The organism is Streptomyces griseicoloratus (assembly GCF_014534645.1).
Classification (GTDB): Bacteria; Actinomycetota; Actinomycetes; order Streptomycetales; family Streptomycetaceae; genus Streptomyces; species Streptomyces griseicoloratus.
Genome location: NZ_JACVQF010000168.1, coordinates 17,485 through 39,569, shown reverse-complemented (window position 1 = coordinate 39,569; position 22,085 = coordinate 17,485). Strand labels below are relative to the sequence as shown.

The 22,085-nt window shown below is 72.1% G+C and carries 23 protein-coding genes and 1 pseudogene; 14 read left to right on the top strand and 10 right to left on the bottom strand.

Going from position 1 to position 22,085, the window contains the following annotated elements:
* Window positions 1–32: 32 nt before the first annotated feature.
* Entirely contained in the window at window positions 33–503 is a 471-nt protein-coding gene (locus H0H10_RS06890; protein WP_188179948.1) for a universal stress protein, read from the bottom strand.
* A gap of 155 nt (window positions 504–658) precedes the next feature.
* On the opposite strand from H0H10_RS06890, the gene H0H10_RS06885 reads away from it, so the two are divergent.
* Complete coding sequence (locus H0H10_RS06885; protein ID WP_188179947.1) at window positions 659–1,495, top strand: polysaccharide deacetylase family protein; 837 nt, start codon at window positions 659–661, stop codon at window positions 1,493–1,495.
* A gap of 43 nt (window positions 1,496–1,538) precedes the next feature.
* Here H0H10_RS06885 and H0H10_RS06880 read toward each other — a convergent pair whose 3' ends face one another.
* Window positions 1,539–2,207: a class F sortase gene (locus H0H10_RS06880; RefSeq protein ID WP_188179946.1), complete on the bottom strand. Its 669-nt coding sequence runs from the start codon at window positions 2,205–2,207 to the stop codon at window positions 1,539–1,541.
* A 313-nt stretch (window positions 2,208–2,520) separates the two neighbouring features.
* Complete coding sequence (locus H0H10_RS41165) at window positions 2,521–2,868, bottom strand: hypothetical protein (RefSeq protein WP_373566815.1); 348 nt, start codon at window positions 2,866–2,868, stop codon at window positions 2,521–2,523.
* On the opposite strand from H0H10_RS41165, the pseudogene H0H10_RS41160 reads away from it, so the two are divergent.
* A pseudogene (locus H0H10_RS41160) lies at window positions 2,867–3,369 on the top strand (hypothetical protein). The gene H0H10_RS41165 and the pseudogene H0H10_RS41160 overlap by 2 nt on opposite strands.
* Before the next feature lie 103 nt (window positions 3,370–3,472).
* Here the strand turns inward: H0H10_RS41160 and H0H10_RS06870 are convergent.
* A complete protein-coding gene (locus H0H10_RS06870) occupies window positions 3,473–4,237 on the bottom strand; it encodes a bestrophin-like domain (RefSeq protein ID WP_188179944.1) in 765 nt (254 codons plus the stop codon).
* Between the two features lie 16 nt (window positions 4,238–4,253).
* Complete coding sequence (locus H0H10_RS40485) at window positions 4,254–4,385, bottom strand: hypothetical protein (RefSeq protein WP_262506240.1); 132 nt, start codon at window positions 4,383–4,385, stop codon at window positions 4,254–4,256.
* A 28-nt stretch (window positions 4,386–4,413) separates the two neighbouring features.
* Between H0H10_RS40485 and H0H10_RS39660 the strand changes: the two genes are divergently transcribed.
* From H0H10_RS39660 to H0H10_RS06850, 4 genes are all read left to right on the top strand, one after another.
* Window positions 4,414–4,650 (top strand): hypothetical protein, encoded by a 237-nt coding sequence (locus H0H10_RS39660; RefSeq protein ID WP_223179480.1) that lies wholly within the window; start codon window positions 4,414–4,416, stop codon window positions 4,648–4,650.
* Window positions 4,651–5,106: 456 nt separating this feature from the next.
* Complete coding sequence (locus H0H10_RS06860) at window positions 5,107–6,054, top strand: SCO0930 family lipoprotein (protein ID WP_188180116.1); 948 nt, start codon at window positions 5,107–5,109, stop codon at window positions 6,052–6,054.
* Between the two features lie 299 nt (window positions 6,055–6,353).
* Complete coding sequence (locus H0H10_RS06855) at window positions 6,354–7,166, top strand: SAM-dependent methyltransferase (protein ID WP_188179942.1); 813 nt, start codon at window positions 6,354–6,356, stop codon at window positions 7,164–7,166.
* Entirely contained in the window at window positions 7,163–9,307 is a 2,145-nt protein-coding gene (locus H0H10_RS06850) for a putative bifunctional diguanylate cyclase/phosphodiesterase (protein ID WP_188179941.1), read from the top strand. Before H0H10_RS06855 ends, H0H10_RS06850 begins: the two co-directional genes overlap by 4 nt.
* Window positions 9,308–9,361: 54 nt before the next feature.
* Here the strand turns inward: H0H10_RS06850 and H0H10_RS06845 are convergent, their stop codons facing one another.
* Both H0H10_RS06845 and H0H10_RS06840 read right to left on the bottom strand, forming a co-directional pair.
* On the bottom strand, window positions 9,362–9,682 hold the full coding sequence (locus tag H0H10_RS06845) for a hypothetical protein (protein ID WP_223179479.1): 321 nt from the start codon (window positions 9,680–9,682) through the stop codon (window positions 9,362–9,364).
* 109 nt (window positions 9,683–9,791) lie between these two features.
* On the bottom strand, window positions 9,792–10,394 hold the full coding sequence (locus tag H0H10_RS06840) for a TetR/AcrR family transcriptional regulator (RefSeq protein WP_188179940.1): 603 nt from the start codon (window positions 10,392–10,394) through the stop codon (window positions 9,792–9,794).
* An 89-nt stretch (window positions 10,395–10,483) separates the two neighbouring features.
* Here H0H10_RS06840 and H0H10_RS06835 point away from each other — a divergent pair, with 89 nt between their 5' ends.
* Window positions 10,484–11,407 (top strand): oxidoreductase, encoded by a 924-nt coding sequence (locus H0H10_RS06835; RefSeq protein ID WP_188179939.1) that lies wholly within the window; start codon window positions 10,484–10,486, stop codon window positions 11,405–11,407.
* A 153-nt stretch (window positions 11,408–11,560) separates the two neighbouring features.
* Here H0H10_RS06835 and H0H10_RS06830 read toward each other — a convergent pair whose 3' ends face one another.
* Window positions 11,561–12,445 carry a LysR family transcriptional regulator gene (locus H0H10_RS06830; protein WP_188179938.1) on the bottom strand — a complete coding sequence of 295 codons (885 nt, stop codon included), beginning with the start codon at window positions 12,443–12,445 and terminating at the stop codon, window positions 11,561–11,563.
* A 131-nt stretch (window positions 12,446–12,576) separates the two neighbouring features.
* Between H0H10_RS06830 and H0H10_RS06825 the strand changes: the two genes are divergently transcribed.
* From H0H10_RS06825 to H0H10_RS06815, 3 genes are read left to right on the top strand one after another with little or no spacing between them, the layout of a single operon-like run.
* Entirely contained in the window at window positions 12,577–13,248 is a 672-nt protein-coding gene (locus tag H0H10_RS06825) for a succinate dehydrogenase (RefSeq protein ID WP_188180114.1), read from the top strand.
* Window position 13,249: 1 nt separating this feature from the next.
* Window positions 13,250–15,199, top strand: coding sequence for a fumarate reductase/succinate dehydrogenase flavoprotein subunit (locus tag H0H10_RS06820; protein WP_188179937.1), 1,950 nt, complete (start codon window positions 13,250–13,252; stop codon window positions 15,197–15,199).
* Entirely contained in the window at window positions 15,196–15,945 is a 750-nt protein-coding gene (locus H0H10_RS06815; RefSeq protein ID WP_188179936.1) for a succinate dehydrogenase/fumarate reductase iron-sulfur subunit, read from the top strand. The genes H0H10_RS06820 and H0H10_RS06815 overlap by 4 nt, the downstream gene beginning before the upstream one ends.
* A gap of 102 nt (window positions 15,946–16,047) precedes the next feature.
* On the opposite strand, the gene H0H10_RS06810 is transcribed toward H0H10_RS06815, so the two are convergent.
* Entirely contained in the window at window positions 16,048–16,809 is a 762-nt protein-coding gene (locus H0H10_RS06810; protein WP_188179935.1) for an IclR family transcriptional regulator, read from the bottom strand.
* A gap of 69 nt (window positions 16,810–16,878) precedes the next feature.
* Here H0H10_RS06810 and H0H10_RS06805 point away from each other — a divergent pair, with 69 nt between their 5' ends.
* Genes H0H10_RS06805 through dmpG form a run of 3 tightly spaced genes read left to right on the top strand, consistent with a single transcriptional unit; the run spans window position 16,879 to window position 19,675 of the window.
* Window positions 16,879–17,700: a 2-keto-4-pentenoate hydratase gene (locus H0H10_RS06805; RefSeq protein ID WP_309141737.1), complete on the top strand. Its 822-nt coding sequence runs from the start codon at window positions 16,879–16,881 to the stop codon at window positions 17,698–17,700.
* Window positions 17,697–18,650, top strand: coding sequence for an acetaldehyde dehydrogenase (acetylating) (locus H0H10_RS06800; protein WP_188179933.1), 954 nt, complete (start codon window positions 17,697–17,699; stop codon window positions 18,648–18,650). The genes H0H10_RS06805 and H0H10_RS06800 overlap by 4 nt, the downstream gene beginning before the upstream one ends.
* On the top strand, window positions 18,650–19,675 hold the full coding sequence (gene dmpG, locus H0H10_RS06795) for a 4-hydroxy-2-oxovalerate aldolase (protein WP_188179932.1): 1,026 nt from the start codon (window positions 18,650–18,652) through the stop codon (window positions 19,673–19,675). The genes H0H10_RS06800 and dmpG overlap by 1 nt, the downstream gene beginning before the upstream one ends.
* 14 nt (window positions 19,676–19,689) lie before the next feature.
* Here dmpG and H0H10_RS06790 read toward each other — a convergent pair whose 3' ends face one another.
* Complete coding sequence (locus H0H10_RS06790) at window positions 19,690–20,340, bottom strand: TetR/AcrR family transcriptional regulator (protein ID WP_188179931.1); 651 nt, start codon at window positions 20,338–20,340, stop codon at window positions 19,690–19,692.
* A 188-nt stretch (window positions 20,341–20,528) separates the two neighbouring features.
* Here H0H10_RS06790 and H0H10_RS06785 point away from each other — a divergent pair, with 188 nt between their 5' ends.
* Window positions 20,529–22,076 carry a bifunctional 3-(3-hydroxy-phenyl)propionate/3-hydroxycinnamic acid hydroxylase gene (locus tag H0H10_RS06785; protein WP_188179930.1) on the top strand — a complete coding sequence of 516 codons (1,548 nt, stop codon included), beginning with the start codon at window positions 20,529–20,531 and terminating at the stop codon, window positions 22,074–22,076.
* The last annotated feature ends 9 nt before the right edge of the window (window positions 22,077–22,085 follow it).

Here is a 22,085-nt window from a genome sequence, read left to right as displayed (position 1 = left end):
AAGGCACGACGCACACACCGCGCCGACGGGTGTCACGGCACCACGGTCACGGGCCAGCGCCCCGCCTTCACCAGCCGGACCGCGACCGAACCCACGATCCGGTGCCCGGCCTGCTCGGAGGCGCCCACGACCACCGCGTCCGCCTTCAGCTCGTCGGCCGCCGACACCAGGCCGTTGTAGGGGTCCCCACGGAAGGTGTGGAACTCCCAGCGCACCTCGAATATCCCCTTCACCCGCTCGGCCGCGGCACGGATCTGCGCCACCAGGTCCTCGGCGATCTCGTCGGTCGTCTCCACCACCGGAGCGCCGAGCGCAGCCCCCGCCGCCATCACCGGCTGCACGTACACCACGGCGAGCAGGGCACGCTGCCGCCGGGCCAGCCCGCCGGCATAGGCCGCCGCGCGGAGCGAGGAGTCGGAGCCGTCCACCCCGACGACGATGACCTTCGGCCCGTCCGTGCCCCGCTCGAACCGATGGGAGTGCGAGTGCTGCTGTTCCGTCACGCCGGTGAGGTTATCGGAACCGGCGGAGTCACCCGTTCCGCCGTTCCCCGGGCAGCGTCGCCGTCGGTGTGATCACTGGGCCGGGCGAGTGGACCGGTACCGCCGTCCCGGTGTTGCTCAAGTGCGCCGGTCCCCCTCCGGGCGACTGATGAGTCATGAAGACGGATCAGTTGCTCACGCGGCGCCGCGCCCTGCTCGCCGGTGCCGTCGCTGTGGGAGCGGCCGGCACCGCCGGTGCGCTCGCGGGGGGCCTGGGGGAGGAGCCGGTCCGTCCAGCCGCGCCCGCCCCCGGCCCCCAGGCGCGCCGCCCGCTCAAGCCCTCCGCCTACCGCCTCCAGCCGCTGACCGGCCACGGCGCACCGCGTACCGCGCCCGGCCGGACCCCGGTGCGCCGTGAGCCGCTGCTCCGCATGACCGGACGGGGCCGTGTCATGGTGCTGACCTTCGACGACGGACCCGACCCCCGCTACACCCCGGACATCCTCGACACACTGGCGACGTACGACGTGCGCGCCATGTTCTTCGTGTGCGGGGAGATGGCCGTCCACAACCAGGACCTGCTGGCCCGGATGAGCGAGGAGGGCCATGTCGTCGGCAACCACACCTGGTCCCACCCCCTGCTCACCCGTCTCACCCGGCGCCGGATCCGCTCCGAGATGACACGCACCAGCGACGTCATCGAGGAAGCCTGCGGGGAGCGGCCCCGGTGGTTCCGCGCGCCGTACGGGGCCTGGAACCGCGCGGCCTTCCATCTGGGCGCCGAACTCGGCATGGAGCCGCTCGCCTGGACCGTCGACACCCTCGACTGGACCACCCCCGGCACCCGCACGATCGTCGACCGGGTCGAGGACGGAGCCGCCCCCGGGGTCGTGGTGCTCTCCCACGACGCCGGGGGCGACCGCTCCCAGAGCGTCCGCGCCCTGCGCTCCTACCTGCCCCGGCTGCTGGACTCCGGCTACCACATCACCGTCCCCCGGCGGCCACGCGCCTGACCGGCCCGCGCCCGCCCGGCCGGGCCCGCCCGGCCGGGCAGGCTCAGCGGACCCCGGCCAGGCGGGCGAACACGACGACGTTCCCCTCGTAGCCGTTCTGCTCGGTGAAGCCGCCGCCGCAGGTGATGACCCGCAGTTCGGGGGCGCCCTTGGAGGCGTAGACCCGGTCGCCGGGGAAGTCTTTCTTCTCGAACACCTCGACGCCGTAGATCTCGAACACCGCGGTCTTCCGGTCCCGGCGGACGATCTCGACCGTGTTCCCCTTCTTCAGGGCGCCGAGCCCGTAGAAGACGGCCGGCCCCTCGTCGTTGTCGACGTGGCCGACCACGACCGCGGTGCCCTTCTCGCCGGGGGAGACGGCGCCGGTGAACCAGCCGGCCAGGTCGGGGTCCTCCGGCGGGGGCGCGTCGACCCATCCCTGCGCGTCCAGGCCGACCCCGGTGATCGGCGCGTCGACCTGGATCGCGGGGATCCTGACCCGGTCGGGGACGGCGTACGGCAGCGGCGCGAGGCCGTCGGCGGGGCGCGTGTCACCGGCCGCGCGGGTGTCGGAGGCGGCGGCCGACGCGGGCTGCGGCGGGCCGGCGTCGAACTCCCCCGAACCATTCCGAATGAGTGCGAGGCCACTCAGCAGAACAAGCGCTATCACACCCCAGGGCGCGCGCTTCCTCCTCTGCGGCTCCTCCTCTTCGGCCAGTTCGGACGCAGACATTCGTCATCCCCTCTCGACGCGGCCGTCGCCGTGTCGGTCGCGCATACCGGAACGCTAAGGGCCGCGCATCCGGCCGGCGACGCGAGCGGGGCGAACGGGTGGTTCCCGGGGCATGCGGTAGGCCATCCGGGATCGCCCGTGCGGAAATTCCTGACAGCCCGTGACCTGCGGCGACAGACGCTCACGCGTTCCGGCCGGCGGCTGCCCTCACCAGGACGGACCATTCCCGAAATGCGGCCGCGCGCAGGGCAACTGAGGGTCTACCCCGGAGACGCTTTCTCGCCGATTGACCGGGACAGGACCCGGGGCGTCTTCAGCGGAGGATCACATGCGCAACTCTCGTGCCTTGGCGGCCGCAGGCGCCGCGGTGGCTGTACTGGGGCTTGCCACGCCCTTGGCCGCCGCGGGGGACGCGAGCACCATCGCCGCCCGGCCCGGCGTCGTCGGCGGCGGCGACAGCGAACCCCTGGGCGGCGGCAACGGCGGCAACGACGGGGTTGGGGGCAATGACGGTTTCGACGGGAACGGGGACTTCGGTGGCAATGGGAACTTCCGGGGCGACGGCGGCCATGGCGGCTTCGGTGGCCACGGAGGCAATGGCGGCTTCGGCGGTAATGGTGGCTTCGGTGGCAACCGTGGCAACGGTGACTTCCGTGGCCATGGCGATAACGATGAATTCGGGGGCAATGGCGGCTTCGGAGACCGCGGCAACGGTGGCAACGGTGGCTTCGGGAACGGAGGCAACGGCGGTCACCACGGCGGGCTGAGCAACATCGTCGCCCTGCCGAGCGCGATCGCCCGCGGTGGTGAGCTGACGGTCACGGTCGACGGCTGCCCGGACGGCGGCACGATGAGCTCGGGCGCCTTCCGGACCGCCGAACTCACCCCGGTCAGCGGTGCCAACCAGACCTCCCGGGGCACCGCCACCATCAACAGCAACGCCCGGCCGGGCTCGTACGACATCCGGGCCGACTGCTCGGGCAGGAGGCTGACCCGCCCGGCCGCCTTCACCGTGATCGGCGGTGTCCGCGGCGGCGTCGGCGGCAGCAGGTCGCGCGGGGCGACCCCGGCGGACATCGCGATCGGCGGCGGACTCGTGACCGCGGCCGTCGCCGGCGGCGGGCTGTTCTGGATGCGCCGCCGGTCCGAGCGACGGATGTGACCTCCTTCTCCACGGACCGTACGGATGGGTCCCCCCGGATCACCTGCCGGGGGACGGAGCCGGTGTACCGGTCGTCCCCCGGCGGGCTCCCCGTGAGCCCTTGTCAGTCCCCCACACCCGGGAAGAGGTTCAGGAAGGGGTCCGTCGATGCCGCGACCCCGCGGCTGTAGGGGGCGTCGAAGTCCCAGATCAGGAACAACAGGAAGGCGATCAGCGCGGAGAACAGCCCGGCGAGCACCAGTTCACGCGCCGTGCGCCGGATCTGCAGGGCGAAGACCATCCCGACGGTGACGACGCCCCCGGTGATCAGACCGAACCACACCACGCCCGGCATCGTCGCCCCGGTCGACTCCGCCCGGGCGCTGCGCGCCTGGTCCGCCGCCGTCACCTGGTCGACGAGCGGCTGGTAGGCCTGTGCCTCGAAGTCCGTCCTCGGTTCGTAGTCGGTGACGTCCGCGCGGACGCGGTCGAGCAGTTCGTCGCCGCGTTCGGTGACCCGGCCGTGGTCGGCCATGGCCTTCCACTCGGTGGTCACCACGTGTCCGACATAGGCGTTGACATCCTCCCGGATGCGGTCGCGTACCTCGGGCGGATAGACCCGGACGCGTTCCGAGATCTCGTGCAGCGCGACCGCCTCCGCCTGCACGTGGTCCTGGGCGGCGCTGCGTGCCTCCCAGACGCCCGCGATGGCCAGACCCAGGACGATGGCGTACACGACGCCGATCCACATCGTCATGTACTCGATGACGTCCGGGGTCTCGGTGATGTCCTCGTCATCGGACGCCGTCCGGTGCCGTACGAAGGTGACGACGACCACCACGGCACAGGCGGCCAGCATCGCGAGGGTGAGAACAAGCCATTCCGGCAAGAGGAACCTCCAGGAATCAGCGCGGGCGCAGCGCGGCGACGGCGACCACCGCGGGGGCCGTGATGAGCAGGACGAAGACGAGCGGCGACGGGGCACCGCGGGAGGGCCGCCGCTGCGGCCGGGCGGCGCGGTACCGGGGGTAGTGCACCGGGGTCAGCGACGGGCGGGGGGTGGGCGTGACCGACGGCGTGGGCGTCGGCGTCACCGGGGGAGCCGGGGGCCTGGGCGTCGGCGTGGGACTCGGCGTCGGTGTCGGCGTGGGCCGGGCCGGCGCCGGCTGCGGTGGCGGCGGCTCGGGTGCCGGGGTCGGCGGGGGCGGCTTCGGCGCGGGCGGAGGCGGAGGCGTGGGCCTGGGCGGAGGCGGTGTCGGCGTCGGGGTGGGCGTCGGTGTCGGCGTCGGCGTGGGCGTCTGACACGGCGGGAAGGTCGGCCAGGAGCCGCTCCCGGCGACCGCCACCGCCTCGGTACCGCCCGGGCCGGTCGACACGTAGGCGCAGGCGTCGGCCCGCACCTCGCCGACGGGTGCGCCGACGAGCGCGAAGGCCAGGGTCACCAGGGCCAACACCCGCCCCGCACAGGCGGATCGGGTTGGTTCGGGTGCATGCACGACCGAGATCATGGAGCCTGATCCCCCGGGGCACGCGGGAGTACCGGGCGATTGCCCCGAACGGGGGACAATCGCAGGCCGGGGGTTTGATCGGCCGAAGCCGCCCGTGTCAGCGGACCCGCACTGGCGTACGGGGACCCGGCGGGCCCGGAAGAAAAACCGGGCCCGGGTTGAACACAATCGAGGCCCCGCTCCGTACCCAGTGTCGTGCGGCGGCGCAGAAGGGCGCCGCAACACCCTTGTGACGATGGGGGAACGGACCATGAAGACCTCCTGGCGGAGCGCCTCACTCCTGGCGAGCGCCGCGGCGGTGCTGGCGCTCACGACGGCGTGCGGTCAGGACGGCGGCGGAGCCGGGGCCAGCCAGAACGTCGGTGCCACGGCCGCACCCGGGGACATCGGCGACATCGGTGCCGGGGCCGGCGACGGGCTCGGCGCGGGCGTGAACGACGGGCGGCGGTCGGCGAGTCCGCCCGCCTCCGCGGGCAAGCTGTCCGTCTCCGCGGACACCGAACTCGGCGAGCTGGTGACCGACGGCTCGGGCCGCACCCTGTACCGCTTCGACCAGGACACGGCCCAGCCGCCCAAGTCGACGTGCGACGGCGACTGCGCCACCGCCTGGCCGCCCGTGGCCGCGGACGACGCCATCGCCGGCGAGGGCATCGACAAGGCCCTCCTCGGCGAGGTCACCCGCGCCGACGGCACCAAGCAGCTGACCATCGGCGGCTGGCCGGCGTACCGCTACGCCAAGGACACCGCCGCCGGGGACGTCAAGGGCCAGGGCGTGAACGGCAAGTGGTACGCGCTCGCCCCGGACGGCAAGAAGGCGAAGGCCGCCGACCTGCCCGGCCTGTCCACCCGCAACGACCCGGAGCTCGGCGAGATCGTCGTCGACAAGAACGGCATGACCGTCTACCGCTTCATGAAGGACGAGGCGTGGCCGAAGCCGGTGTCGGCGTGCGACGGCGCCTGCCTGGAGAAGTGGCCGGCCGTGGCCCCCGTCGCCGCGGACGACACCGAGGGCGTGCAGAAGAAGGGCCTGATGAGCTTCACCCGCTCCGACGGCACCGAGCAGCAGACGGTCGACTGCTGGCCCATCTACACCTTCGCCGGTGACGAGAAACCCGGCGACACCAACGGTCAGGGCGTCGGCGGCACCTGGTACGCCGTCGCACCCGACGGAAAGCCGGTCGGCGCGCCCAAGAAGTAGAAACCCCTCCCCAGGGTTTCGCCTCGCCCGGACGGGCACCACCGCACGCGAAGGGAGGGTCGAGGGCGAGCGAGAGTGCCGTACGAACCCCGCGGCGCGCGGCCGAACGGTCCGTCCCCTCCGCATCCCAGGCGGAGGGGACGGACCCGTTTCGCGTGCTTTGGCGCGCCTTGGCGGGCGGCACGTGCCGCAGGCAGTGACCGGGAACGGATGGTCAATTTCCGTTTCAGCTCGCTCCTTTGCCGGGCGATCAGTAGCCTCGGCTCGAACACCGGATCGCCTAAGCCATGGAGAGAGAGATGGAGCGTCCCGCCTGGGCTCCACGGAGCATCGACATCTCGGTGCCCAGCGTGTCCCGGATCTACGACTTCTACCTGGGCGGTTCGCACAACTTCGAGGTCGACCGGGAAGCGGCCCGCAAGGCGATGGAGTTCATGCCGGGACTCCCCAAGATCATGCAGGCGAACCGGGCCTTGATGCGCCGCGCCGTGCGCTTCGCCGCCGACGAGGGCATCAGCCAGTTCCTGGACATCGGCTCCGGCATCCCCACCTTCGGCAACGTCCACGAGGTGGCCCAGACGGTCCGGCCCGGCGCCCGCGTGGTCTACGTCGACCACGACCCGGTGGCGGTCGCGCACAGCCAGGCGGTCCTGGACGGCAACACCGACGCGGACGTCGTGGCCGCGGACCTCCTCAAGCCCCAGGACATCCTCTCCAGCCCCCAGGTGGAGCGGCTGATCGACCTGAATCGCCCGGTGGCGCTCCTTCTCGTTGCCATACTGCACTTCGTGGAAGACGCGGACGACCCGTACGGGGCGGTGGCCGAACTGAGCGACGCGCTCGCGCCCGGCAGCCTGCTCGTCCTCACGCATGCCTCGTACGAGGGAATCCCGCTGCCCGCCGAGCGGGCCGGGGGCGCGGTGGACGTATACAAGGACATTCGCAACCCGCTGATCATGCGCTCGCGCGAGGAGATCGCGCGGTTCTTCGAAGGGTACGACATGGTGGAACCCGGCTTGGTGCCGATGCCGCGCTGGCGGCCCGAGACGGCGCCGGAGGACGAGGACCCCTATGCGTTCTCCGGCTTCGCGGGCGTGGGGCGTACGGCGTGAGCGCGGAGCCGGACGGGCCGGAGGACAGACTGCGGCGGTTCGCGACGATCTGGAGCCGGGCGGTCTTCCCGGTGACGTCGACGTCGTCGACCCGGCCCGAGTTCGAGGAGCAACTGCTGCCGCTGGCCCGGAGGCTGAGCGAGGCGCTGCGGGCCCGGGCCTTCGACCAGGAGGAGGCCAGGGCGGTCGGCGCCGCGCTCGTCGGCGCGCACTGCACCGACCCCGAGGCGCTCAGCCGGACGCTGGACTGCGTCGACGCCTACCTGGTGCTCTACTGCGGCCAGGGCGGCGACCCCGAGCATCTGCGGGCGCGCTCGGCCCGGCTGCAGCACGCCATGGCGGCGGGGTTCGCGCAGGCGCTGAGGGAACGCACCCTGGCCGAGCAGGAGGCCATCGCCCAGGCCGCGCTGAAGGCGCAGGGCGTGGTCGCACAGGCGCTGCACGCCAGCGAGGCCCGCTTCCGCGCGGTCTTCGAGGGCGCCGCCATAGGCATCGGCATCGCCGACCTGGACGGCAACATCCTTCAGGTCAACGGGGCGCTGACCCGCATGTTCGGCATGAGCGACCAGCAGCTGCGCGGCCGCAACGCCATGGAGTGGACGCACCCCGACGACGCGCCCCAGACCTGGCGGCTCTACGAGGAGCTGGTGCGCGGCGAACGCGAGCACTACCACGTGGAGAAGGCCTTCTACCGGCCCGACGGAACGGTCCTGTGGACCAATCTGACGGTCTCCCTGCTGCGCGACGCCGACGGCACCCCCCGGTACCAGCTGGCCCTCATGGAGGACACCACCGAGCGGCGGCTGCTCAATCTGCGGCTGCGCTATGAGGCCACGCACGACGCGCTCACCGGACTGCCCAACCGCAGCTTCTTCTTCGAACGCCTGGAGAAGGCACTCGCCGCGGGCCCGGGCCAGCGCTTCGGCCTGTGCTACCTGGACCTCGACGGCTTCAAGACCGTCAACGACAGCCTCGGCCACGCGGCCGGCGACCGGCTGCTCGTCGAGGTCGCCGACCGGCTGCAGGCGTGCGCCACGGCGCCCGGCGAGATGGTCGCCCGGCTCGGCGGCGACGAGTTCGTGGCCCTCACCACCGGCCCGGACACCGCGCACCAGGTCGACGAGCTGGCCGGGCGCATCATGAACGCCCTGCTCGCCCCCATCAGCATCGACGGCCGGGAGCTGACCGTGCGCGGCAGCATCGGCATCGTGGAGGGCCCGGCGGGGGAGCGCAGCCCGGCCGAGGTGCTGCGCAGCGCCGACATCACCATGTACCGGGCCAAGTCGGCGGGCGGCAACCGGTTCGAGCTCGCCGACCCGGAGGCCGACGCCCGTGTCATCACCCGGCACGGGCTGACGACCGCGCTGCCGGCCGCTCTGGAGCGGGGCGAGTTCTTCATCGAGTACCAGCCGCTGGTCCGCCTCGGCGACGGCACGGTGCGCGGCGCCGAGGCCCTGGTGCGGTGGCTGCACCCGCAGCACGGGGTGCTCGGCCCCGACCGGTTCATCCCGCTCGCCGAGCACACGGGCCTGATCGTTCCGCTGGGCCGCTGGGTGCTGGAGCAGTCGGTGCGCCAGGCCCGCGAGTGGCGGGAGCGGCACGGCGGTCCGGACGCCGCGGGTCCGCTGCGCATCAACGTCAACCTCTCGCCGTGCCAGCTCAACCACCCCGGCCTGGTGCAGGACACCGTCGACATCCTGGAGCGGACGGGCGTCGCCCCCGACGCGCTGTGCCTGGAGGTGACGGAGTCGGCGCTGATCGGCGCCGACGACGATCTGCTGAAACCATTGCGCCGGCTGGCCGACATGGGCGTCGACATCGCCCTGGACGACTTCGGCACCGGGTACTCCAACCTCGCCAACCTGCGCCGGCTGCCGGTGAGCGTGCTCAAGCTGGACCGCTCCTTCACCCAGAGCATGCAGCGGTTCCCGGCCGATCCGGTGGACCTCAAGATCGTCGAGGGCATCGTCGCCCTGGCCCACAGCCTGGACCTGGCGGTCACCGTGGAGGGCGTGGAGACCGGAGCCCAGGCCGAGCAACTGCGCATACTGGGCTGCGACACGGCCCAGGGCTGGTACTACGCCCGCCCGGGCCCGCCCGAGCGACTGCACCAACTGGCGCTGGTGGACGCCACGGGCTGACCGGCCGGCACCGGCGGGCTGCGCGAGGGCCCAGGCGGGGACCGGTCCCCCGGGCTACTCGGCGGCCCGCGCGGCCGCCCCGGCGGAGGCGACGTCCAGGTCGACCACGACCTCCTCGCCCTCCCGGCGACCGCGCTCGGTGATCGCGAGTCCGATCAGCGCCAGTTCCGCGGCGGCGTCACGGAGCGCGTACCGCGCGGCGCCCTCCGGGCCCGGCTCGGCGGTCTCCTCGCGCTGCCACGCGGCCACCGCCGCCTCGGCCAGGGCCCCGGACAGACGTACGGTGACCCGGTCGGTCTGCGCCGCGACCTGCGTGCCGATGGCCGCCAGCACCTCCAGGTCGTCCCGGTACCTCAGATACTGATCGTCGCTCACAGCGCGAGGGTATGCGCGAAACGCCCGCCGGACACGGTGAATCCCCCGTCCGTGTCACGGACACCGGAGCGCCGACGCCCCTGACCGGTCCACGAGGGCTGTGCGACCGTCAGCGGGGCTTCAGGCCGTGGAGCAGGTGATGGACCAGGGTCTCCACGCCTGCCAGGGCCGCCTCCGGGGTCAGCATGCCGCCGGCGATGAAGGCGGCCATGCCGTGCAGGGTGGCGCCCGTGACGAGGTTCAGCTCCTCGGGGGCGCCCGCGATGATCTCGCCGCGCTTCTGGGCGTCCGCGACGACCTGGGCGAGTTTGCCCACCGTCCGTTCGACGGCGGCGGCCATCTGCTCCGAGGCGTCCGGGTCGTGCTTGCGGGCGTACATCAGCTCCAGCAGCTCCGCGTTGTCGATGGCGAAGCCGAGGTAGGCCCGGGCGAGGGCGGTGAGCCGGGGTTCGAGGGCAAGGGCGGGGTCGTCGGCGGCGTCCAGGGCCTGGCCCAGCCGGTCGTACCCGTCCAGCGCCAGGGCGTTGAGCAGGGCCTGCTTGTCCTTGAAGTGCCGGCCGGGCGCGGCGTGGCTGACACCGACCTCGCGGGCGAGCTCGCGCAGCGACAGGGAACCGGCCCCCCTCTCACGCAGGGTGTGTTCCGCGGCTGCGAGCAGGGTGGCGCGCAGATCTCCGTGGTGGTAGGGGCGGCTCTTGGGCATGGGCGACATCGTAACTCCATGTAGGCATCGCCAGCATAGTTGTCGTTGCCATCATTGTTGTCATTGACAGCATTGTTGGCGGCGTCTACATTCGGTTCATGGCTGAGAAGACGAAGAGCAACGCGTGGGACGCGAGCCGCCTGCCCGACCTCACCGGCCGTACGGCGGTCGTCACCGGCGCCAACAGCGGGATCGGCCTCACGACGGCGGAGGCGCTGGCGCGTGCGGGAGCGCACGTGGTCTTCGCGGTGCGGGACCTGGAGCGCGGTCGTGGCGCGGCGGCGAGGGTGAGCGGCAGTACGGAGGTGCGGCGCCTGGACCTGGCGGACCTGTCCTCCGTGCGGGAGTTCGCGGACGCCTGGGAGGCCCGGCCGCTGGACCTGCTGATCAACAACGCGGGCGTGATGATGCTGCCGGAGCAGCGGACGGCGGACGGCTTCGAGATGCAGTTCGGCACGAACCATCTGGGCCACTTCGCGCTGACGAACCTGCTCCTGCCGCACATCACCGACCGGGTGGTGACGGTGTCCTCCGGCGCCCACCGCTGGGCCGACGGACGGATCCGCTTCGAGGACCTGAACTGGACGTCCGGCTACGACCCGCGGCGCGCGTACGCCCAGTCGAAGCTGGCGAACCTCCTCTTCACGCTGGAACTCCAGCGCCGCCTGACGGCCTCCGGCTCCCCGGTCCGCGCCCTCGCCGCCCACCCCGGCTACGCGGCGACCAACCTGCAGAGCCATGCCGCGAGTGCGGTGATGCGGGCGTTCATGAAGGTCGGCAACAGGTTCTTCGCCCAGGACGACAGGGCGGGCGCCCTTCCGACGCTGTACGCCGCGACGCAGGACCTGCCCGGGGCGAGTTACGTGGGCCCGGACGGGCTGGGCGAGCTGCGGGGCGGGCCGACGCTGGTCGGACGGTCGGCGGCGGCGAGCGATGCGGTGGTGGCCCGGCGGTTGTGGACGGTGTCGGAGGAACTGACGGGCGTGAGCCGGCCGGTGGGGCAGCCGGTCGCCGGACGCTAGCGGTCGACGGCGCTCCGGTCGCGGGCGCGGCCGGAGCGCGGCGTGCTCCCGGAGAAGCCCGCCGTCCTGGCGGCAGGTCGAGCTGCCGAACCCGCGCCGTCACCCCCTGGAGCTTGCCCGGTGCACAGTCGAGGCGGCGTGCCGGGGCCGGTGCTAGCGCTCCAGCAGCATTCGCTGAAGCTCCCGTGCCGCCCGCGGTGGAGCCACGTCGCTGCGGTGGGCGAGGGCGATGGTGCGATGCAGGCCGGGGCGGGCCAGCGGAGTGACCCGCAGTCCCCGCCCGGACCGCGCGGCGACCATCCGGGGAACGACGGCCACCCCCAGCCCGGCCCGCACGAACCCCAGCACCGCGTCCATCTCCCCGCCCTCCACGGCGAAGTCCGGCTCGAAGCCCTCCGCGCGGCACGCGGCCACGGTCAGCTCCCGCAGGTCGTAGCCGTGCCGGAACATCACCAGACGCTCACCCTCCAGGTCGGCGATGCGCACGGTGCGCCGCCCGCCGCCCGGCCGGGGCGCCTCCGGGGACGACACCACCACCAGGTCCTCGCGCAGCAGCTCCACGGTGGTCAGCGCCGGCGACGCGGTGGGCAGCGGGAGCACCACCAGGGCGAGATCGAGCGCACCGCGCGCGAGTCCCCGTACGAGGTCGTGCGAGCCGCCCTCCTCGATCAGCAGCTGGATGCCGGGGTAGCGGTCGTGGAAGGCGCGCAGCACGTCGGGGAGCAGGCCGGTGCACAGGCTCGGGGTGGCGCCCAGGCGGACCCGGCCGCGGCGCAGCTGCACCAGCTCCAGCACCTCGTGCCGGGCGGTGTCCGCGTCGGCCAGGATGCGCCGGGCCAGCGGCAGCAGCGCCTCGCCGGCGTCCGTCAGCGTGATGTTGCCGCGCGCCCGCAGGAACAGGTCCGCCCCGAGCTCCCGCTCCAGCGCCTTGATCTGCTGGGACAGCGACGGCTGCGCGACGTGGACGGCCTCGGCGGCCCGGGTGAAGTGCCGGGTCTCGGCGACCGCCACGAAGTACTGGAGCTGCTGCAACTGCATTCCGCCAGGATACGCCGTCGATAGCCATCCCCTATGGAAACAAGGCGCACCATGTCTTGGACCGATCGGCCCTTCCCCCCGTAGCGTCTTGTGACATGGCTCTGGCAACGCGGACGGACCGACGGCCGTCCATGGCGCGCACCGTGTGGGACTCGACCGTCGGCAAGAAGACAGTGATGGCGGTCAGCGGTCTCGTCATGCTGCTCTACCTGGTCGCCCACATGATCGGGAACCTGAAGATCTACTTCGGCGCGGGCGAGTTCAACCACTATGCCCACTGGCTGCGCACCGTCGGCGAACCCTTCATGCACTACGAGTGGACGCTCTGGCTGGTCCGCGTCGTGCTGGTCGTCGCCGTCGTCGCGCACGCCACGTCCGCGTACCAGCTCAGCCGCCGCGACATCAAGGCCCGGCCCAGCAAGTACGTCCACAAGAAGCCGCGGGCGAGCTACGCGACGCGCACCATGCGCTGGGGCGGGATCATCCTCGGCCTCTTCATCGTCTGGCACATCCTGGACCTGACCACCGGCACCGTGCACTCCGGAGGCTTCGAGACGGGCAAGCCCTACCAGAACGTCGTGGACACCTTCTCCACCTGGTACGGCAACGTCATCTACATCGTCGCGATGCTCGCGCTCGGCCTGCACATCCGGCACGGCTTCTGGAGCGCCGCCCAGACCCTCGGCGCCGGCAGCCGTACCCGCGACCGCGCCCTGAAGACCGTCGCCAACGTCCTCGCGCTGCTGCTCACGGTGGGCTTCATCGCCGTCCCCGTGGGCGTCATGACCGGAGTGGTGAGCTGACATGACTACCTACGCCGACTACACGACCGGTGAGCCGGTCGTCGACACCAAGGCCCCCACCGGCCCGATCAACGAGCGCTGGGACAAGCGCCGCTTCGAGGCCAAGCTGGTCAACCCCGCCAACCGGCGCAAGCACACGGTGATCGTCGTGGGCACCGGTCTCGCGGGCGGCTCCGCCGGTGCCACGCTCGCCGAGCAGGGCTACCACGTCGTCCAGTTCTGCTACCAGGACTCCCCGCGCCGCGCCCACTCGATCGCCGCCCAGGGCGGCATCAACGCGGCCAAGAACTACCGCAACGACGGCGACTCCATCCACCGCCTGTTCTACGACACCGTCAAGGGCGGCGACTTCCGGGCGCGCGAGTCCAACGTGCACCGGCTCGCCCAGATCTCCGTGGAGATCATCGACCAGTGCGTGGCGCAGGGCGTCCCCTTCGCCCGCGAGTACGGCGGCCTGCTCGACACCCGCTCCTTCGGCGGCGTCCAGGTGTCGCGCACGTTCTACGCCCGCGGCCAGACGGGTCAGCAGCTCCTGCTCGGCGCCTACCAGGCGCTCAGCCGGCAGATCGCGGCCGGCAACGTCGAGATGCACCCGCGCACCGAGATGCTCGACCTGATCGTCGTCGACGGGCGGGCGCGCGGCATCGTCGCCCGCGACCTGATCACCGGGAAGATCTCCACGTACTTCGCGGACGCGGTGGTGCTGGCGAGCGGCGGCTACGGCAACGTCTTCTACCTGTCGACCAACGCCATGAACTCCAACGCGACCGCGATCTGGCGGGCGCACCGGCGCGGCGCCTACTTCGCCAACCCCTGCTTCACGCAGATCCACCCCACCTGCATCCCGCGCACCGGCGACCACCAGTCCAAGCTGACGCTGATGAGCGAGTCGCTGCGCAACGACGGCCGGATCTGGGTGCCGAAGGCCAAGGGCGACGACCGGCCGCCGAACAAGATCCCCGAGGACGAGCGCGACTACTACCTGGAGCGCATCTACCCGTCCTTCGGCAACCTCGTCCCCCGCGACATCGCCTCCCGCGCCGCGAAGAACGTCTGCGACGAGGGCCGCGGCGTCGGCCCCGGCGGCCAGGGCGTCTACCTGGACTTCGCCGACGCCATCAAGCGCATGGGCCGCAAGGCGGTCGAGGCCAAGTACGGCAACCTCTTCGACATGTACCAGCGGATCACCGACGAGGATCCGTACGAGGTGCCGATGCGGATCTACCCCGCCGTGCACTACACGATGGGCGGCCTGTGGGTCGACTACGACCTGCAGACCACCATCCCCGGCCTGTTCGCGATCGGCGAGGCCAACTTCTCCGACCACGGCGCCAACCGGCTCGGCGCCTCCGCGCTGATGCAGGGCCTGGCGGACGGCTACTTCGTCCTCCCGGCCACGATCAACGACTACCTCGCCCGCAACCCGCACAAGGACGAGGTGGGCGCCGACCACCCGGTGGTCCAGGAGGTGCTGGCCGAGACCGAGGACCGGCTGAACCTGCTGCTGTCCGTGGACGGCGACCGCACTCCGGACTCCTTCCACCGCGAACTCGGCGAACTCATGTGGGAGTTCTGCGGCATGGCCCGCACCGACTCCGGCCTGCGCAAGGCCCTGGAGCGGATCCCGCAGATCCGCGAGGAGTTCTGGCGGCGGATCAAGGTCCCGGGCACCGGCGAGGAGTTCAACCAGTCCCTGGAGAAGGCCAACCGCATCGTCGACTACCTGGAACTCGCCGAGCTGATGTGCCTCGACGCCCTGCACCGCTCCGAGTCCTGCGGCGGCCACTTCCGCGAGGAGTCCCAGACCCCCGACGGCGAGGCGGCCCGCAAGGACGACGAGTTCGGCTACGCCGCGGCCTGGGAGTTCACGGGCACCGGCGAGGCCCCCACCCTGCACAAGGAAGACCTGGTCTTCGAGTACGTCCACCCCACTCAGCGGAGCTACGCATGAGGCTCACCCTGCGCGTCTGGCGGCAGAAGAACGCCGACGCCGACGGCGCCATGTCCACGTACGAGGTGGACGGCATCTCGCCCGACATGTCCTTCCTGGAGATGCTCGACACCCTCAACGAGGAGCTCATCCTCAAGGGCGAGGACCCGGTCGCCTTCGACCACGACTGCCGCGAGGGCATCTGCGGTGCCTGCTCGCTCGTGATCAACGGCGACGCCCACGGTCCCGAGCGCACCACCACCTGCCAGCTGCACATGCGGTCCTTCAAGGACGGCGACACGATCGACATCGAGCCGTGGCGGGCCGCCGCCTTCCCGGTCGTGAAGGACCTGGTCGTCGACCGGTCGGCCTTCGACCGCATCATCCAGGCCGGCGGCTACATCACCGCGCCGACCGGCGCCGCGCCGGAGGCCCACGCCACCCCGGTGCCGAAGCCGGACGCCGACTTCGCCTTCGAGCACGCCGAGTGCATCGGCTGCGGCGCCTGCGTGGCGGCCTGCCCGAACGGCGCGGCGATGCTGTTCACCTCCGCCAAGATCAACCACCTCAACGTCCTGCCGCAGGGCGCGCCCGAGCGGGAGACCCGGGTGCTGGACATGGTGGCGCAGATGGACGAGGAGGGCTTCGGCGGCTGCACGCTCACCGGCGAGTGCGCGACGGCCTGCCCGAAGGGCATCCCGCTGATGTCCATCACCAGTATGAACAAGGAGTGGCTGCGGGCGACGCGCAAGGCGGCCAAGCGGTAGCGCCGTTTCGCGCAGGGCGCTGCACTGAACGTTCGCCGGACGTGCGGACGGGCGGGGCCGGGAGTGGTGCTCCCCGGCCCCGTCTCGCATGTCCACGGCGGTTCAGCGCAGGAAGTCGCGGCGGATCAGGGTGCTGCCCAGGGCCGCCGCGGCCGCGCGGACCGCCGTCGCCTGGGCCTCGGGCCGGAACCTGCTGGTCGGCCCGGCCACGCTGATCGCCGCCAGGGGCGCGTCCTCACGGCCGAGGACGGGCGCGGCCACGCACACCAGCCCCACCGCCGACTCCTCCCGCTCGAACGCGACGCCCGTCTCCGTCACCCGCTGCAGCTGACGGCGCAGCATGCCCGGCGCCACGACGGTGTGCGGGGTGCGGCGCTCCAGCGGCCCGGTCAGGACCGCGCGCCGCAGATCGGCGTCCGCGTGCGCGAGCAGCGCCTTGCCGATCGCCGTGCAGTACAGCGGCATCCGCCCACCCGGACGGGAGGGCACCTTGGCCTGGCGGTGTCCGCCGATCTTCGCGACGTAGACGACCTCATGGCCCTCGCGCAGCCCGAGGTGCACGGTCTCGTGGGTGCGCTCGTACAGGTCCTGGAGGAACGGCATCGCCACCTCCAGCAGGCTGCGCTCCAGTGAGGCGAGCATGCCGAGCTCGAACAGGCCGCCGCTGAGCCGGTAGCCGCCGCCGGCCCGCTCCAGCAGCCGGTTCGCGACCAGCTCGCCGGACAGCCGGTGCACCGTCGCCTTGTGCAGCCCGGTGCGCCGAACCAGCTCGGCGAGGCTCACGGCCTGGTCGTCGGGCCGGAAGGCGCGCAGGATCGTCACCGCCTTGCCCAGCACCGTGTTCAGATCGGCCGTGTCCGTCATGCCCGCCAGCGTATCGCTGAGCGAGACGAAGTGCTGGTCCGGCGTCCGGGCCGACCGCACAGTGAAGGCGTGAACGAAAGCAACCGGCTCGCCACCGCGAGCGCCTCCGACATCGCGGCCGCGGCCGAGCGGATCGCCGAGGCCGTCGCCTCCGGCGTGCCGTGCGCGCCCGTGCGCGACCTGATCGGCCGGGACGACCTGGCCGCCGCGTACGCCGTGCAGGGCACGCTCACCGAGCGCCGGCTCGCCTCCGGCGCGTCGGTCGTCGGCCGCAAGATCGGTCTCACCTCCGGGGCCGTACAGCGGCAACTCGGCGTCGACCAGCCCGACTTCGGTGTCCTCTTCGACGACATGGCGTATGCCGACGGCGACACGATCCCGTTCGGGCAGGTGCTCCAGCCCCGGGCCGAGGCGGAGATCGCGTTCGTGCTCGGTGCCGATCTGTCCGACGGCCCGCTCTCGCGCGAGCAGATCCGTGACGCGATCGCGTACGCGGTGGCCGCGCTCGAGATCTGCGGCAGCCGGATCGCCGGATGGGACATCGGCTTCGGCGACACGGTCGCCGACAACGCCTCCGCGGGCGCGTACGTGCTCGGCACGGAGCGGCTGAAGCTCGACGCCTTCGACCCGGTGGCCGTCGCGATGTCGATGGCGGTCAACGGCGAGGAGGTCTCCACCGGATCCGGCGCGGCCTGCCTGGGCGACCCGGTCGAGGCGGTCGTCTGGCTCGCTCGCACCGCCCGCGAGCTCGGCGAACCGCTGCGCGCCGGCCAGGTCGTCCTCTCCGGTGCCCTCGGCCCGATGCGCCCGGTGGCCGCCGGTGACACCGTCACCGCCACCCTGTCCGGTCTCGGCGCCGTGACGGTCCGCTTCGGTGAGGGAGCAGCATGAGCAGGACGAAGGTCGCGGTCATCGGCTCGGGCAACATCGGCACCGACCTGATGATCAAGGTGCTGCGCGGGTCGCGGCACCTGGAGATGGGCGCCATGGCCGGCATCGACCCCGCCTCGGACGGTCTGGCCCGCGCCGCCAGGCTCGGCGTGCCCACCACCCACGAGGGCGTCGACGGGCTGATCGCCCTGCCGGGCTTCGACGAGATCGAGATCGTCTTCGACGCGACCTCCGCCAAGGCACACCAGGCGAACGCCGCCAGGCTGCTCCCGCTCGGGAAGCGGCTGATCGACCTGACGCCGGCCGCGATCGGGCCGTACGTCGTCCCGGCCGTCAACCTCGACGACCACCTGGACGCGCCCGACGTCAACATGGTCACCTGCGGCGGCCAGGCCACCATCCCGGTCGTCGCCGCGGTCGGACGCGTCGTGCCGGTCCAGTACGCCGAGATCGTCGCGTCGATCGCGTCGAAGTCGGCCGGTCCGGGCACCCGCGCCAACATCGACGAGTTCACCGAGACCACCTCCGCCGCCATCGAGCGGGTCGGCGGGGCCCGCCGCGGCAAGGCGATCATCGTGCTCAACCCGGCCGAGCCCCCGCTGATGATGCGGGACACGGTCTTCTGCCTCGTCACGGCACCCGACCCGGCAACCCACGACGAGATCCGCCGGTCGGTGGAGAAGATGGTCGCCGACGTCGCCGCGTACGTCCCCGGCTACCGCCTCAAGCAGCAGGTGCAGATCGGCGAGATCCCCGCCGGCCGGCCGGTGGGCACGCTCCTGCCCGACGGCGACGGCGACGGCGTCCGGCCCACCCACCAGGTGTCCGTCTTCCTGGAGGTCGAGGGCGCCGCACACTACCTCCCGGCCTACGCCGGCAACCTCGACATCATGACCTCCGCCGGCCTCCAGGTCGCGGAGCGCATCGCAGCACGGAAGGCGGGTCGCTGATGGGCACCCCGATCTTCGTCCAGGACGTGACCCTGCGGGACGGCATGCACGCCGTACGCCACCGGATCACTCCGAAGGACGTCCAGCGCATCGTCTCCGCGCTCGACCGGGCGGGCGTCGACGCGATCGAGGTCGCGCACGGCGACGGCCTCGCCGGCGGGTCGGTCACCTACGGCCCCGGTTCGCACACGGACTGGGAGTGGATCGAGGCGGCGGCCTCGGTGCTGGAACGGGCACGCCTGACCACGCTGCTGCTGCCGGGCGTCGGCACCATCCACGAGCTGAAGCGCGCCCACGCCCTGGGCGTGCGCTCCGTCCGGGTCGCCACGCACTGCACCGAGGCCGACATCGCCGCCCAGCACATCGCCGCCGCGCGCGAACTCGGCATGGACGTGTCCGGCTTCCTGATGCTCTCCCACATGGCCCCGCCGGAGGAACTGGCGAAACAGGCCAAGCTGATGGAGTCGTACGGCGCGCACTGCGTCTACGTCACCGACTCCGGCGGCCGGCTCACGATGAACGACGTGGCCGCGCGCGTACGGGCCTACCGCGACGTCCTGGACCCCGGGACCGAGATCGGCATCCACGCCCACGAGAACCTCTCGCTGTCGGTCGCCAACTCCGTCGTTGCGGTCGAGAACGGCGTGCGCCGGGTCGACGCGTCGCTCGCCGGGCACGGCGCGGGCGCGGGCAACTGCCCGCTGGAGGCGTTCATCGCGGTCGCGGACATCTCGGGTTTCGAGCACGGCTGCGACCTGTTCCGGATCCAGGACGCCGCCGACGACATCGTCCGGCCGCTGCAGGACCGTCCGGTGCGCGTCGACCGGGAGACCCTCACCCTGGGGTACGCGGGCGTCTACTCGTCGTTCCTGCGGCACGCGGAGGCCGCCGCCGAGCGCTACGGCGTCGATGTGCGCGAGATCCTCATGGAGTGCGGCCGGCGCCGGCTCGTCGGCGGTCAGGAGGACATGATCGTCGACATCGCGCTCACGCTCGTGGCCGGGCGCGGTGAGCGGGCCGCCTGACGTGGGCGGCCGGCTCAGCGGGCGGAGAGGAGGGCCTCGCCGAGCGCCGCCACGGAGTCGGCGAGTTCCTCCATGAACTGCGCGATCGGCTTGCCGTCCGCCGACTGGAAGGACACGAAGGCGCCGTCGAAGCCCGCCATGCCGAAGGGGGCCAGGGCGTCCGCGACCGCGTCGGCGCCGGCCTCGCCCTCGCCCTCGAACGCGGAGCGGATCATGTGCCGCATATAGGCGCGGCCTTCGGCACGGACGGCCTGCACGGTCTCCAGCGCCTCCGGCGCCTCGGCGGCCTCGTGACTCATCACCAGCACCAGGAGCAGACGGAGGAACTCCTCGCGGCTCTCGATGACCTGACCCGTTCTCAGCAGGTACCAGCGCATGCGCTCGCGCGGCGTGCCGCCCTGCGGAGGTTCGCGGTGGGCGTCGCGCATGGCGCCGAAGAAGCCCTGCGCGCCCTCCGCCATGACCGCCGACAGCAGCCCCGCCTTGGACTCGAAGTGGTGGTAGAAGGCGCTCTTCGGCAGCCCCGTCTCCTTGACGAGCGTCGACATCGACGTGCCGGCGTACCCGCGGACGGACATGACCCGTGCGGCCGCGTCGAGGATCTCCTGCCGTGATCGGCGGCCGCGGCGGTTGCTGATGTGCGCTTTCGGCGCGGACGTGTCCACGCGCCGAAGTCTAGGCGTCCCCCCGGAGACGGTGACCGGCACCTTGATCGGCCCGTCCTCCCATGTCAGGAGATCCCGCCACAACTCTTGACATGTCGCCGCGACGAGTTGTTAACCTCGCCGGAAATGGACCGACCGATCGGTCCAATACCCGCACGGGATGTGCGGATGGACAACGGAGTCTGTGCATGACCCACAGCTATGACGCGGATGTCGCCATCGTCGGATACGGCCCGACCGGTGTGATCGCCGCACTCACCCTCGCCCGGTACGGCGTCTCGGTCGTCGCCCTCGAACGGGACCAGGACCTCTACCCGCGGGCCCGTGCCGTCACCGTCAACGACTGGACGATGCGGATCTTCCAGGACCTCGGCGTCGACGAGCGCGTCGAGAAGAAGATCGACCCGCAGCGGGCCCTGCGCTGGGTGACCTACGACGGCACCGAGATCATGCGGATCGAGCACCCGCCGTCCACGCTCGGCCGCAAAGCGCGGTTCTACAACATCTACCAGCCGACCATGGAGGCCGAACTGCGCGCGGCCGCCGAGGAGTCGGGCGACCGCGTCACCGTCCACTACGGCGCCGAGGTCACCGGCATCGACCAGGACTCCGACGGCGTCACCCTCACCGCGACGGACACCGCCACCGGCGAGGTCCGCACCGTCCGCACCCGCTACGCGATAGCCGCCGACGGCGGCTCCAGCGCCACCCGCGGCCGGATCGGCTGCCGGCTGGACGGCGACACCAACCACGTCACCTGGGTGGTCGTCGACTGCCGCGTCAAGCGCTGGTGGCCCGACCGGGACTTCCTGACCTTCTGGTCCGACAAGGAGCGCCCCGTCGTCGACATCGCCCTGTCCGCGGGCAACCACCGCTGGGAGATCCCGCTCAAGCCCGACGAGTCCCCGGACGACTACCCGACCAGCACCGAGGTGTGGCCCCTGCTCAAGGCGCTCGGGGTGACCGAGGACGACGTCGAGATCCACCAGCACGCCTTCTACCGGCACCACGTCCGCATGGCCGACACCTGGCGCCGGGGCCGGGTCTTCCTGGCCGGTGACGCTGCCCACCTGATGCCGCCGTGGGCGGGTGCCGGGATGCAGACCGGCATGCGCGACGCCCACAACCTCGGCTGGAAGCTCGCCCGCGTCATCAAGGGCGAACTGCCCGAGAGCTGGCTGGACACCTACGAGGCGGAGCGGCGCCCGAACGCCGCCTTCTACACCCGCCTCGCGGTCGGCCTCGGACGCGTCATCAAGCGGGAGGTCTCCGAGGAGGAGCAGGCCGCGATGAACGCGGTGCCCGACAACCCCGTCACCCCCTACGAGCCGCCGCTGATCGCCCCGCCGGTGCTGGAGGGCGGCTGGCTGCGGGGTCCGCTCGGCGACGCCAGCATCGTCGGCCGGATGGTGCCGCAGCCGGTCATGGGCGACACCGCCGGCCGGATGGCCCGGCTCGACGACCTCCTCGGCCACGGCTTCGTCCTGCTCGGCGACGACGTCGACCCCGCGACCCTGCTGACCCCCGAGGAGAAGGCCGGCTGGGACGCGCTCGGCGCCCGCTGTCTCGCCGTACGGCCGAAGACGGCGTACACGCGGGGACCGGACGAACTGGTCGACCTCGACGAGGCCCTGCTGCCCTGGCTGCGCCGGTACGGCGTGCGCTGCGTGGCCGTGCGCCCCGACCGCTTCGTGGCCGCGGCCGACGTCAGCGGCCTCGCCGTCCCCACGCTCTGAGAAGCCCGA